At 67.3% G+C, this 13,126-nt stretch carries 8 protein-coding genes and 1 tRNA gene; 6 read left to right on the forward strand and 3 right to left on the reverse strand.

Annotation, left to right across the window (positions count from 1 at the left end; translation table 11 throughout):
* Positions 1–32 precede the first annotated feature (32 nt).
* Positions 33–1,220, reverse strand: a complete 1,188-nt coding sequence (gene kynU, locus RX333_RS06470) for a kynureninase (RefSeq protein WP_316014106.1) — start codon at positions 1,218–1,220, stop codon at positions 33–35.
* Positions 1,221–1,378: 158 nt separating this feature from the next.
* Between kynU and RX333_RS06475 the strand changes: the two genes are divergently transcribed.
* The 3 genes from RX333_RS06475 to RX333_RS06485 are packed head-to-tail and all read left to right on the forward strand — an operon-like array spanning position 1,379 to position 7,876.
* Positions 1,379–4,888, forward strand: coding sequence for an AAA family ATPase (locus RX333_RS06475; protein ID WP_316014107.1), 3,510 nt, complete (start codon positions 1,379–1,381; stop codon positions 4,886–4,888).
* Between the two features lie 26 nt (positions 4,889–4,914).
* Entirely contained in the window at positions 4,915–6,873 is a 1,959-nt protein-coding gene (locus RX333_RS06480; protein WP_316014108.1) for an FAD-dependent oxidoreductase, read from the forward strand.
* A gap of 13 nt (positions 6,874–6,886) precedes the next feature.
* On the forward strand, positions 6,887–7,876 hold the full coding sequence (locus RX333_RS06485) for a hypothetical protein (protein ID WP_316014109.1): 990 nt from the start codon (positions 6,887–6,889) through the stop codon (positions 7,874–7,876).
* On the opposite strand, the gene RX333_RS06490 is transcribed toward RX333_RS06485, so the two are convergent.
* Positions 7,873–9,765: an FAD-dependent oxidoreductase gene (locus RX333_RS06490; RefSeq protein ID WP_316014110.1), complete on the reverse strand. Its 1,893-nt coding sequence runs from the start codon at positions 9,763–9,765 to the stop codon at positions 7,873–7,875. The two genes, RX333_RS06485 and RX333_RS06490, sit on opposite strands and share 4 nt — an antisense overlap.
* Positions 9,766–9,869: 104 nt before the next feature.
* Between RX333_RS06490 and RX333_RS06495 the strand changes: the two genes are divergently transcribed.
* Entirely contained in the window at positions 9,870–10,574 is a 705-nt protein-coding gene (locus RX333_RS06495) for a Crp/Fnr family transcriptional regulator (RefSeq protein WP_316014111.1), read from the forward strand.
* 259 nt (positions 10,575–10,833) lie between these two features.
* On the opposite strand, the gene RX333_RS06500 is transcribed toward RX333_RS06495, so the two are convergent.
* A complete protein-coding gene (locus RX333_RS06500; protein WP_316014112.1) occupies positions 10,834–11,250 on the reverse strand; it encodes a hypothetical protein in 417 nt (138 codons plus the stop codon).
* A gap of 134 nt (positions 11,251–11,384) precedes the next feature.
* Here RX333_RS06500 and RX333_RS06505 point away from each other — a divergent pair.
* Positions 11,385–11,474: transfer RNA gene (locus tag RX333_RS06505), tRNA-Ser, on the forward strand.
* A 454-nt stretch (positions 11,475–11,928) separates the two neighbouring features.
* Positions 11,929–13,125 (forward strand): mannonate dehydratase, encoded by a 1,197-nt coding sequence (gene uxuA, locus RX333_RS06510; RefSeq protein ID WP_316014113.1) that lies wholly within the window; start codon positions 11,929–11,931, stop codon positions 13,123–13,125.
* Position 13,126 lies beyond the last annotated feature (1 nt).

Consider the following 13,126-nt stretch of genomic DNA (forward strand, 5'->3'; position numbering starts at 1 on the left):
ACCTTGCCGTCCGCGGGCCGGACGGGCAAGTGTCAGGTAACGGCCTTGCGCCTGTGGAATTCCGGCCGGTCCCACGCCCCCGTCGCGAGGATGTCGATCAGCGTGTCCGCTGCCTTGCGGATATCGCCCTCGTCGAGGAAGAGCGGCGTGATGCCGAACCGCAGGATATCGGGCGCGCGGAAATCCCCGACCACGCCGCGCGCGATCAGCGCCTGCATCACGGCATATCCGCTGTCGTGCCTGAAGCTGACATGGGAGCCACGCCGGGACGCATCGCGCGGGCTCGCGAGTTCCAGATCGGTTCCCGCCTCGACGGTCTGGATGAAAAGCTCGGACAATTCGATCGACCGGCGGCGGAGGGCCTGCATGTCGACCCCCTCCCAGATGTCGAGCGCCGCGTCGAGTGCGGCCATCTGCAGTACCGGCGGTGTGCCGACCCGCATCCTCGAGACGCCCTGCCCGGCTACGTAATCGGGCGAAAAATCGAACGGCGCGTCATGGCCCAGCCAACCACTCAGCGCGGGCAATGCGCGGTCGGAGTGCCGTGGAGAGACATAGATGAACGCGGGCGCTCCCGGTCCGCCATTGAGATATTTGTAAGTGCATCCCACGGCATAGTCCGCCCGCGCACCTGCAAGGTTGATGGGGAGGGCACCGGCCGAATGGGCCAGATCCCAGATCGTCAGGGCGCCGACCTCGTGCGCGCGGGCGGTCAGCGCAGCCATGTCGTGCAGGCGTCCGGTCCGGTAGTCGCACTCGGTGAGCATCAGCACGCCGACCTCATCGGTCAGCGCCACCTCAACCTCCTCGGGCGCGACGCGGCGCAGTTCGTGACCGGCATCGAGCGTCCGCATCAGCCCTTCGGCCATGTAGAGATCGGATGGAAAATTCCCCGTATCGGTCAGGACCACCCGCCGCGACGTCTGCGCAAGCGCCGCCGCCAGCGCTTGGTAGAGTTTGATGGAGAGCGTGTCGCCCAGCACGACCTGTCCCGGCTCCGCTCCGATCAGTCGACCGATCCGGTCGCCAAGACGCATGGGTTGATCCATCCAGCCTGCCTGAACCCACCCGCCGATCAGCATCCTGCCCCATTCGTCCGAAATCGCGCCCGACACGCGCTCGGTAGCGGCGCGCGGCACGGGGCCGAGGGAATTGCCGTCGAGATAGATGAGATCGGCCGGCAGGGCGAACCGGGCCCGCGTTGCGCTGAAATCGGTCATCGCTTGATCTCCTCCCAAGGCAGGGCAGTCATAATCGCCACAGATGCGATGACAAGGTGACGTCGGGTTCCGATGAGATTTGCAATCCGGCCGCCTATCGGCAAGATTTCGCCGAAGGGCCGGGCGGGACATCCGGTGCCGTTCGGGACAGACATTTCATGTGGGACGCCGCTACCAAGGCTGATCGGACGCGCGACGGCAAGGTCGCCACCTATCGCGATGCGATCGTGATGCAGGCAGATCTTGTCGGATTCTCCACCTTGGCCGCGCAGTTGGACGCGAAGGGCCCCCGCGGGGCGGAGGAGCTCTCCGCCGCGATGGCACGCTACTTCGATGCCGTCATCGGAGCGGTCGAGGCGCATGACGGCAAGATCATCGGTTTCGCGGGCGATGCGATCCTCGCGCTGTGGCAAGGGGATGCGGAGGCCGCCCGCTCCGCCACAGCTGCCGCACATGCCGCGCTGACCGCGCCGCTGACGTGCCGGATCAGCCTGGCGCGCGGAGGCGTCGATCTGATATGCCATACTGGGGCCGACGGGTCCGAGCTGTGGTTGGCCGAAGGTTCCGCCGTGGCGGAGGCCGCGCGCCTGAACGGTCAGGCGATGCCGGGCCGCACGGTGGATCGCATCGGCGGATCGGGCGTGCCCGGCGATCCCCTTCCGGTTCGCCCGCGTCACGACAGGACGCCCTTGGCCCGAAGCTGGGCACGGATGTGGGGCACGCGGGAGCGAAGCGGCTTCCGCGATGTCACCGTCCTGTCGTGCAACCTGTCGGACGCCTGCGGGGGAACCGGGCCCGCACTCGATCGCGCGCTCGAAATCTGCGCGATCTGGGGCGGAATCGCCGTCAACATGCTCAGTGAGCGCAAGGGCATCGTCTTCCACGTCCTTTTCGGCCTGCCGCCGCTCGGTCCGGCAGGACGCGAGAGCCGTGCGCTGCAGGCCGCGGGTGCGATCGCGGCGGAACTGGGCTGCGCCATCGGCGTGGCAAGCGGCCGAATGTTCCTGACCGCGCATGGGCACGACGAGAGCTGGACCGTCTCGGCCATCGGCAGCCCGAGCGCCTTGGCGACGCGGCTGATGGAACGGGCCGAGCGTATGCCCCTGGTGGACATGGCGACGGCCGAGCGCGCGGACGATGCCCCCTTGCGCCCGCCCCGTCCAATCGATGTCAAGGGTTGGGTCCGGCCGATCGACGTGATGTCGCTCGACAGCCAGCCCGCCCGTGGCGAGCGCGAGCTTTGCGAAGGCCTGGCGGCCTGGCTCGAGCGCGGGTGTCCGGGCGAGATAGGGATCACGGGCCCGCGGGGGATCGGTCGTACGCACCAACTGCGCGCCCTCGGTCAGCGGGCGCGCGAAGACGGCTGGTCCGTACTCGAACCGGTCCTGCGACCCGACGGCACGGACAACCCGTTCGACGCCGCCGCCCGTCTCGCGGCCTCGGTGCTGGATGATGCGAGCATAAAGCCGGATCTGCCCGCCGAGGCGGCTGGCCTGCTCGCTACGCTCGACCCGCTCAAGGGCCTGTTCCCAGCGATCGACACGGCGTCCGGTACCGCCGAAAGCCGATCGGTCCGCATCGAGAAGGCCCTGACGCGGGTCCTGTCCCAATGGGCCGAGGGGCGACATGCGCTCATCCTGATCGACGATGCCCATCAGCTCGACGCCGCCTCGCGGATCGTGCTCGACGCGCTCGTGGCGCGCGGCGTCTCCGCTGCATTGACCTACCGAACGGATGAAACAGGCGCTGTCGGGGAGGACGCCATCCGCCTGTCGCCACTGGACCTCGACGCCTCAGACAGACTTGTCTCGCAGACGCTCGGTTCTCCGCGATGCGAACGCGACACGCTGGTCGAACTTCACAAGCGCAGCGGCGGAAACCCGCTCTACCTCAAGGAGCTGTCGATCGCGCTCAACCGCTCGGGCGAATTGTCCGTCAGCGGTGGCGCACTGCGCCTGCCCACCACCGGGATGCTCGAAAGCGACACCGATCCCAGGGTGGCCGGAACGCTCGGCGATCTGACGACGGGTCGCCTCGATCGGCTGTCGGCGGAGTCGCGGCAGATGCTGTCCGTCGCGGCCGTGATCGGGAACGACGTGCAGGCGCGTGTCCTATTCGACCTGGGCCCTGGCGCGGACCCGACCGCGACCGCCCGGACTCTCGTGCAAGATGGTCTGCTCGAAGAGACCGCTGACGGGTTCCGCTTCGCCTCGGACCTCGTGCGCGACGTCTCCTATTCCGCGCTGCCTTACGAGGATCGCCGCAAGCTGCACCTGATGCTGGCGGAGACGGACGACCTTGCCTCGGCGGCGCGCCATTGGGCCGGCGCCGATCGACCGCGCGAGGCGAGCGCTTGCCATGCGCAACTCGCGCGGGAGGCTGCCGCTCTCTTCGCGCATGACGCCGCCATGTCGCATGCCGCGGCTGCGCGCGCGATCGCCGGGCGCACGGGATCGTCGCTGCCGCCCGATATGCACGCCGACCTCTTGATGATCGAGGGTTTCGCCGCCCTCGAGGCGGTCGAGCTGCGGCTTGCCGAGAGCCGTCTTCTCGATCTGCTGGACTGCATCGGCCATCCCCGGCCCCGCAGCCAAGTGCGTCAGGCCGGAGCCTTGGTTGGTGCTCTCGCGCGGCAGATCCGCCATCGGGTCGGTTCCCCCCGCCCGGCCAACATCCGACAGGGCGACATCGCGGCGATGGCGCACAAGAACCTGGCCGAGATCTACTATTTCGACGGGCGCTTGGGCGATGTCCTGCTGCACACCTTGCAATCGCTGAACCTGGCCGAGCGCATCGGACGGGTGCCCGAAATGGTCGCCGGGTATGCAGCGCTCTCCATCGGGTTCGAAACGTCCAGCCTCGCGCCGTTGGCCGACTACTATGACGGTCGCGCGCGGGACACAGCGGAGGAGCGCGGAGAGGACGCCGACCGCGCCTTCGCCGCGCTGGTCTCACAGGTCCTGCATGCCGGTCGCGGCGATTGGCAGACCGCTGACGCGGCGGCAAGGCGGGCCATGACGCTCTACGACCGCATCGGCGCGCTGGGCCGCTGGCGGCAAGCCTTCGCGACACATCTGCACATGCGCCTTGCGCGCGGCGCACTCCGACCTGAAGATCCCGACCTGATCTCACTGGTCCAAGGCATCGACCGCCGCGCGAGCGCGCAGATCCGGGTCTGGGTTCAGACCGCGCGGGTCGGGGCGGCGCTCGATGCCGATTCGCCAATCCCTGACGAGAGCGGCTCCGTTCTGGCCGGGCTTGTCGACCATCCGCAACTCAATTCCGCCGAGCGTCTGCTGACCCACGCCGCGCTCGCCGTCATCGCCTCGCGCAAAGGCGACGCTGCCGATGCGCAAGAGCATGTGGATAAAGTACTGCGTCTCGCCCGCGAACGGCCGCCTGCCGCCTGGCATCTCGCGACGCCTCTGGCTTGGACGGCGGGTCTGTGCGTATCCGAAGGCTGGATGCCGCAAGCACGCGAGGCGGCCAGGATCCTGCGGCGCTTCTCACGCAAGGTGCCGATCGCCCGCCCCGCCGCCACCTACTATGACGCGACTGTGCGAAAACGCACCGATCCCTCGGCGCGCCTGCTGCAAAAGTCGACCCGGCTCGCCTCGATCTTCGGTGTCCCCGGCCCCGACACCCTGTCGACGCGCTTCGGGCCTTAGGGCATCGCGATCAGGGAGGACGATCCATGCGGGAGAAGATCGCGATCCTCGGCGGCGGGTTCGGAGCGCTGACCGCCGCGTGGCATCTCAGCGCCACACCACGCCTGCGTCGTCGCTACGAGGTCGAGATCTGGCAGATGGGTTGGCGGCTGGGCGGCAAGTGCGCCACGGGGCGGGACGCGCGCAACCGCATCCTCGAACACGGCCTGCATTTCTGGTTCGGATGCTACGACAACGCCTGGGCCCTGCTGCGCGACATCTACGCGGAGTGGGAGGACCGCCCGGCCGACTGTCCGTTCGAGACCGGGCTCGACGCCTTCCAGCCTCAGGACTTCACCCCGCTCTGGACTTGTCAGGAGGATGGGGAGTGGGGGTTCTGGAACGTCGAGTGGCCGAACAATTGCGACACGCGCGGATCGGGCCATGTCCAGTTGTCCGTTCGTGGCATGATCACGCAGCTCGCCTCGCTGCTGAAGGACCTGATGCACGGTGCCTTGCGCGACGACGACGATCCCGACCACGCGGCCGTCGCGCGTGAGCATCACAAGTTCGGTCACGTGCGCGAGGTCTTGGGCAACGGCGCCTGTCCCGACCAACACGCCCATGACGACCTTGCCGATCTGCGCGACAGGTTCCGCCCGCACCGCCAGCGCGGCCTGCCTATGGGCGGACTGTTCGCCGACGTCCTCCATCTGGGCACCGCCTTAGCGGCGGGGGCGGTCTGCGACCTGCTGATCCGGCGCAAGAGCCTCGACGACCTCAACGCGATCGAGTTCCGCGACTGGCTGAAATCCCACGGGGCCGATGCCGAGTTGGTGGACACGACGTCGGTCGTGCGCGCGATCTACGATTGCTGTTTCTGGTATCTCGAAGGTGACCATGATCGACCCTCCGTCGGCACCGGCACCGCGCTGCGCGTCATCCTGCGCATCGTGACCACCTACAAGGAGTCGGTGATGTTCACGGTCAAGGCCGGCATGGGCGAAGCCGTGGTGGCTCCCTTGTACGACGTGCTGCGCGCGCGCGGGGTGAAGATCAACTTCTTCCACAAGACGACCGGCCTGCATCTCGATGCGGCGCGGACCTCAGTCAACCGTATCACGCTCGCCCGACAGGCGCGTCCCAAGGACGAATATATCGCGACGAAGGTGATCGACGGCGTGCCGACCTGGCCTTCGGAGCCCTACTGGGACCAGCTCGAAGACGGCGAGGCCCTGCGCGATGCCGGGGTCGATTTCGAGAACCACTGGTCGCCGCCCTACAAGACAGAGAAGATCGAGCTGCGCCGCGGGCGCGATTTCGACCGGGTGATCCTCGGGATCGCGATGGGCGGCTACAAGCCCGTGAACGACACGGAACCAAGCCTCGCTCAGGAACTGATCGACGAGGGCGGTCCCTTCGCGGACATGTGCGCCAATATCGGCCTCGTGCCGACCCTCGCCGCGCAGGTCTGGCTGCCGACCGATACGCACGCCTTGGGCTGGGATCGGCAACCGGCGACCGTGGCGGGTCCCGGCCCGTTCGACATCTGGGCGGATATGAGCCAGCTGATGCCGCTCGAAGGCGGCCACGGTTCGATCCATTACTTCTGCGGCGCCTATGGCACCGACGCCTTCCGTGCCCCCGCCACCGCCAATGTGCAGGCCGAGGCGCTCGCCGACGTGACGGCCCGGTTCGACGACTGGATCGCCGCCAACGCGACGACGAATTGGTGTCTGCGCGAGCCGCAACCCCTCTCGACCCAGCAAACCTATATCCGCGCCAATATCGACCCCGCGGAATGCTGCGTCGGGGCCGCGGCGGGCGAGGTCGCCTATCGGCTGACCGCCGACGGATCGGGCTTCGACAATCTCGTGCTGGCCGGGTGCCATCTTCGTACCGGCCTCAACACCACCTGCGTGGAATCCGCGGTGATGAGCGGGATGCAAGCCGCTCGCGCGATCAGCGGCATCCCCCTCGTCGTTCCCGGCGAGCATTACCTGTGAAGGACCGGCGACTATGACCGACACGCGCGACCTCCCCCCCTATATCGACCGGCTGGGACATGGGGAGATCTGCTTCCCCCAACCGCTCGCCCTTAAGGGAGCCACAGCCTACGCCTTTGGCCTCGACGCCGACCCGACCGCGCTGCAGGCGCTGGTCGACAGCCAGCTCAACGCCGCCTGCGCCCCGAGCCTGCGCTACGAGCCCGTTGGCGACACTGTGCTCCTGACGTTCCTGGAGGTTGAGGCCGCGACCTCCCTCAGCCAGACCATCGGCGTGCAGGGCGACCGCGAGGCAATGATCTGGGTGCCGCTTTGGGAGTATCGGGAGGGCGCGACCTTTCCGCGCCTGACCTTCTTCGTCCCCTACCTGCTGATCAATGTCGACACCGGCCTCGTCGTCGGGCGGGAGATCTGGGGATATCGCAAGACGATCGGCGAGATCGACCTGATGACGGATCCGGGACCCGGCGGGTTCGAGGCGCGCACGACGATCTTCCCGACCTTCTCGGACAGCGCGCGTGCTGTCGAGAACGCACCCCTGATCCGTGCGACGGGCCACAACGCGTCGAGTGCCCTGCGAGACGATTTCGACGATGTCGCGGGCTTTCTGGAGGCGATCCGCGGCAACATGCGTCACTCGCGCGGGCTCATCGAGACGGTGGTGGAGGGTATGGCCTTCGCATGGGATATCGGCAAGCTGGCACTCGACTTCGTGGTGCCGGTGGTCAATCTCAAGCAGTTCCGCGCCGCGGAGGACTGGACCCGCGCCTGTTACCAGGCCGTTACCGAAAGCCCGGCCCATCTCGACAAGGTGCATGGCGGAGGGCTGATCGCGGGCGAATGGACCTGTTCGTTCCGCGACTGCGCCAGCCATCGCATCATCGACGATCTCGGCCTGACCGGCAAACGCAACGGGGAGTGGCTGTCGACCGAGGCGCGCTTCGCCTTCTGGGTGTCGTTCGACTTCACCACGCGCAACGGCATCACCCTCTGGCAGCGCTAGGCGACACCGTGTCGGCGGGCGAGCGCGTCGGCGGCGGTCAGCCCGCTCTCCATCGCCGCTTCGGCGGAGCCGCCGTTGATCGAGGTGATCGTCCAGTCGCCCGCCAGGCTCATGTTCGGCACGCCGTCCCAGTCGGGCGGCAGGCGATGCGCGATGCTGCCCGGCGGTGTGCGGACATAACGCTCGGACGGCGCGATGTTCACGTGGTCGTGGCGGCTGACGACACGCGCAGGGTCGAACACGGTATTGCTGCACAGATCGGGCCACATCCGCCAGGCATTGTCGTGCAGCCACGCATCCGTGACGGCGCAACCCTGCGCATCCGCAGCCGCGACAACCTCGGGAGCCCCGACCGTGAACGGCGGCAGGTCGCACGGCAACTCGATGACACTTACGAGGTAGTGGCACCCGCGCGTCTCGCCCTCCGGCCAGCTCTCATGCGTCAGCAGATGCGTCATGTCGGCCCAAGTCCCGAGCGAGGGAGCATAGGCGCCGGATACCGTATCGCTCTCTAGCCAGCCGGTCGCGCGATCGACCCATAACTGCACCGAATGGGTCGCGACCGAAAAGCGGCCCACATGCTCCAGCATGTCGGACCAAAGCGGGCTGCGCGCCGTCAGGTCTTCCGTCAGTTCCGCCGAGGCCGCCGGCGGTATGGCGAGAATCACATGGTCGAAATCGCGACCGCGCTCGAGCATCTCGGTCCCGACATGGCTGTGGTCCCAAGGGTTCTCGAACCGCCCCCGCGGCGTGTCCGGCTCGAGTTGGTCCCAGAGCGGCGCGCTCGGCCAGCAGTCGCGGCCATCGACGCGGATGAAGGGATCGTAACGTGCCCCCGCGGGCCGGGCTTGAACCTGCATATGGACGCGCAACACGCCGCCATCGTCGAATTCGATCCGGGTGATCCGGCGGAACAGCCGGATCTCGCCGCCATTGCGGCCGATGCACTTGACCAGCGGCGTGAAGACCACGTCGCCCATGCCGCCGTTCATCCGCCACATCGGCGCATGGCGATAGCCCGCGACTAGGTCCAGCACCAGCTTCAGGCACGCCCCCGCGGCGATATCGGCATCGTTCACGTCGTCCGCATCCCCGCCGCGATAGGCGAAGGCGAGGTCGTAGAGCACGCGGATCATCTCCGACCACGCCGCCTGCTCGCGCGCGCCGTGCGAGATCAGCCAGCGCCGGAAATCGAGATGGTCGATCCGGTGCCACGCGTTCCAGCCATGCGGAGCGATATCCGCGAAATAGCCCCGCAGTACCGCGCCGCCGATCTCCATCAGATCCCGCAGGACATGGAGGCCCAGCCCCCAGTCCATATCCTTCAACTCGGACAGGAACCAGCGCATCAGGCTTTCGCTCTCTCGTGCGTCGGCAGGGTCGAGCCGGTCTCGGGCGAGCGGCTCTGCCAGATGCGGAGCGTCGGCCTGCCGTGCGCCGACCCGCAGCAGCGACGCCAGACGGGCAGGAGCGCGTTCGAGGTCTGCGGGATCGGCGTCCCACGGCATCCCCGGCCATTCTGGTGCGCGCAGGGTGTAATGCTTCCAGCGCCCCGCCCCGCCATCGTTGGGGCTCGCCCATAGCGTGACCTCATGTTGGGGCGTGAACGCTTCGGCGACGGAGGCGAACACGCCGTCCGCCGGTCCGTCCAGCGATGCGTAGGCGTCCCGCAGGATACCGAAGGCCTTGCGGTAGAAGCCGAGGAACAGGTGGAGCCCATGCTCCTCGATCCGGTCGTGGTCCGACTGGTTGCGCCCGCTCGCCCCCTTGCCGCCGATGCGCCACCCCTGGCTCACGAGCGTCACGTCGAACGCGGCCCGGCGCGCCTCCGAGGCAGTCAGGGCATGAGCGGCAGCGACCCCGCCGCACCCGCCGCCGAGGATGAGCACGCGTGTTTTCCTTGCCTCGCTCATGGCCGATGTCCTAACTGTGTCCGGCTCGCGGGCCGTGAGCCCGCGGATCGGGGGACCGCGTTTCGGGGGATTCTTGCGACATGACCAAACGAAGTGACATCCCTTCGCGCTTGCGGCAGGTGCCGCTTCTGTCCAGTCTTTCGGACGGATCGCTCGACGCATTGGCGAAACGCGTGGACATCGTCCGGCCCCGACGAGGCGAACTGGTCGTCCAGCATCTCGACGCCTCGGACGATTTCTACCTCGTCCTCGAGGGTCGGGTCATGGCCATCCTGATCTCGGGTCGCGGGCGTGAGGTCGCGCTGGGCGAGATGGGGCCCGGCGCCTATTTCGGCGAGATCGCAGCCATCGGCGGCGGCGAGCGGTCGGCAAGCGTCTTCGCCCGGTCCGCGGCCATGCTGGCCCGCATCCCCGGCCGCACGCTGCGGGCCCTGCTGCAGGACGAGCCCGAGCTCGCCCGCCTCCTGCTCGCCGACATGGTCGAGCGGGTGCGCGACCTGACCCAGCGCAGCTTCGAGCTGACGGCGCTCAAACTCGCCGACCGACTTCGGCTGTACCTCGTGCGCAAAGGGCTCGAGCATGGTGTGCTGGAATCGGACGGCGTGCTCAAACCCGCCCCCACCCACGCCGAGATGGCCGCACATGTCGGCGCCAACCGCGAGGCCGTCAGCCGCGAACTGAGCCTGATGGTCCAGCAGGAGCTGATCGAGACCCGGCGCGGCAGCGTCACTTTCCTCCGACCGGACGTGCTGCTGGAAACCACCAATATCCTGAAAGGGGAGTGACCGCGCGGGCCGAATGGCGCCGGAACGCGGATGGGGGGCCGATCCGCGCTCCGGCTTGACGGGATACCCAAGGGACGTGTGCGGGCACCAGTCAGACATCCAAGGGCGGAGGGTATGCGGCGACACGGCTTTCGCTCCCTCAGGAAACGATGGACCGCCATGCGCACCGCGTTGGGACATTCCTGATATCGCCCTTCGATGTCGACTCATGGATACGCCTCGAATCGCTGTAAGTCGGTGCGCTTGCGCACAGTCGCGATCAGACTCCCGCATCCGGCGCCGCGCAGTCGAGCGGTGCGTTCGATATCCGGTCGATCACCTGCACCGAGAGCCCCGCGGTCGCCTCCACGACGACGAGACGCTCGCCATCCCGGAAGGTGCGCCAGCAATGAAGCTCCGACGGTGAATCCTCGTAGCGGAAGCACAGCGCGCCGTCCTCGTAGGTGATACGACCGCGCGTGCAGCTGCCGTTCGAGCGCAGCCACAAGGTCGAGCCATCGCCCTCGAACCGTTCGATGCCGACGAGCGCGCCGTCGAGCGACCGGAACCAGGCTGTCCGCCCCTCCAACTCGGAGATGAAGTCCCGAGGATCGACCTCGGTCTGCGCGGCGATCGACGATCCGCAGAACAGGGTGGCGAAGGCGACGCCGATCGCCGCTTTGCAAAATGCCTTCATGGCCGGGCTCCTTTCACCTGAAACCGGCGCAGGAATAGCACAGGTCCATGCGTCACGGCATACTCGACAGCGCATGGAATTGGACCCGCACGACCTCTTGCGCTCCGCCCGCCAGAATGTATAACCCGCCTCACGGAGAGGTGGCCGAGTGGTCGAAGGCGCACGCCTGGAAAGTGTGTAGGCGGGAGACCGTCTCCAGGGTTCGAATCCCTGTCTCTCCGCCACTATTCCAGTGGATCAACTCCAGAAAATCGGCAGTTCGAGCAGCCTTCTCAGGCGCGCACGGCTTGTGAAACGGCACGTTCGGGCGTTTTGCTACACGTTCTGATTATGCCTTTGGCGCAATACGGCTTTGGCGTGGCAACGACCTCGGAACGAGGGAGGGCTGCAGGACGTCGGATCGCAGCTCCGAGCGGACTTTACGAGCGTTGGCGTGGCGTCCAGGCCGACCTGTGGCTTACATCATTGCGGCAAAGTCAGATCACGGCGATTCAGCAGGTCGTGTCTCTCTAGAAGAAGCCGCTCTAAGATCGAAATATGGCTTCGGTCACAGCCGTATAGTGCCTCGACAGACCCACCGATCACGATGGCGATGGTTCGCCGGGGTCGATTTCCTCCATTGTCAGCGCAACCGCGCTTCGCCACAACATCCTCGCAAGTTGGAAGGTGGATGCGACGATGAAGCAGTGCTGGCGATGGTTCGGTCCGGTGGACAAGGTGACCCTCTCCGACGCCCGGCAGGCCGGTGCGACAGGAATCGTCACGGCGCTCCATGATCGGCGACCGGGTGAGGTCTGGCCGCGGGAGGACATTTCCGCGCGAAAGGCCCTGATCGAGGAGGCCGGGCTGGAGTGGTCCGTGGTCGAGAGCCTACCCGTCTCCGAGGATATACGGACCCGCGGGCCGGATGCGGACGCCCATATTGCCAACTGGATAACATCGATGGAGCATCTCGCGGCCGAAGGGATCGAGGTGATCTGCTACAACTTCATGCCGGTGCTGGACTGGACCCGGACCGATCTGCGCGCTCCGATGCGATCGGGTGCCGCAGCCATGCGGTTCGACCTGATCGACTTCGCGATGTTCGACGTGCATGTCCTGAAGCGTCCCGCCGCCGCGGGCGATTATCCGCGAGAGGTCCAGGCCGCCGCCGCCGAGCGCCACGCGGGTCTGACCGCTGCGGCCGCCGAGGCGCTGACCGCCAATATCCTGGCGGGCCTGCCCGGTGCCGCCGAACACTGGACACTGGACGAAGTGCGCGGGCACCTGTCACGCTACGATGCGATCGATGCCGACACCCTCCGCACCCATTTCGCGGCATTCCTCGAACGCGTGGTGCCGGAGGCCGAGAGGCTGGGTGTCCGGCTCTGCTGCCATCCCGACGATCCGCCTTGGCCGCTGCTGGGCTTGCCGCGGATCATGTCGACCGAGGCCGACTACCATTGGCTGGTCGAGACGGCTCCAAGCGCGTCGAACGGAATCACGCTGTGCACCGGATCGCTCGGCGCGCGGCCCGACAACGATCTGCCCGGCATGATCGAGCGGCTGGGCTCTCATATCCATTTCCTGCATCTGCGATCGGTCCGGCGCGAGGACGATACCGTGCCCGGATCCTTCTACGAGGATGAGCATCTGGCGGGATCGACCGACATGGTCGCCATCATCCGCGCCGTCATGGCCGAAGAAGCGCGCCGCCGGACCGCAGGGCGCGCCGATGCGACGATCCCGATGCGGCCCGATCATGGGCAGGACATCCTCGACGACCACACGCGCGGAGCGCAACCGGGATACCCTGCCATCGGGCGCCTGAAGGGCTTGGCGGAAATCCGGGGCGTCGCGATGGCCCTGACGCACGGGTCGAACCGAGAGGTCTGAG

The sequence above is a fragment of the Roseobacter sp. HKCCA0434 genome (assembly GCF_032464675.1).
In the GTDB taxonomy this organism is placed as follows: Bacteria; Pseudomonadota; Alphaproteobacteria; order Rhodobacterales; family Rhodobacteraceae; genus Pontivivens.

Excerpts from the sequence above, each read along its gene's own strand:
- kynU (WP_316014106.1), bottom strand. The coding sequence starts at position 1,220 with ATGACCGATTTCAGCGCAACGCGGGCCCGGTTCGCCCTGCCGGCCGAT.
- uxuA (WP_316014113.1), top strand. The coding sequence starts at position 11,929 with ATGAAGCAGTGCTGGCGATGGTTCGGTCCGGTGGACAAGGTGACCCTC.
- RX333_RS06475 (WP_316014107.1), top strand. The coding sequence starts at position 1,379 with ATGTGGGACGCCGCTACCAAGGCTGATCGGACGCGCGACGGCAAGGTC.
- RX333_RS06495 (WP_316014111.1), top strand. The coding sequence starts at position 9,870 with ATGACCAAACGAAGTGACATCCCTTCGCGCTTGCGGCAGGTGCCGCTT.
- RX333_RS06500 (WP_316014112.1), bottom strand. The coding sequence starts at position 11,250 with ATGAAGGCATTTTGCAAAGCGGCGATCGGCGTCGCCTTCGCCACCCTG.
- RX333_RS06480 (WP_316014108.1), top strand. The coding sequence starts at position 4,915 with ATGCGGGAGAAGATCGCGATCCTCGGCGGCGGGTTCGGAGCGCTGACC.
- RX333_RS06485 (WP_316014109.1), top strand. The coding sequence starts at position 6,887 with ATGACCGACACGCGCGACCTCCCCCCCTATATCGACCGGCTGGGACAT.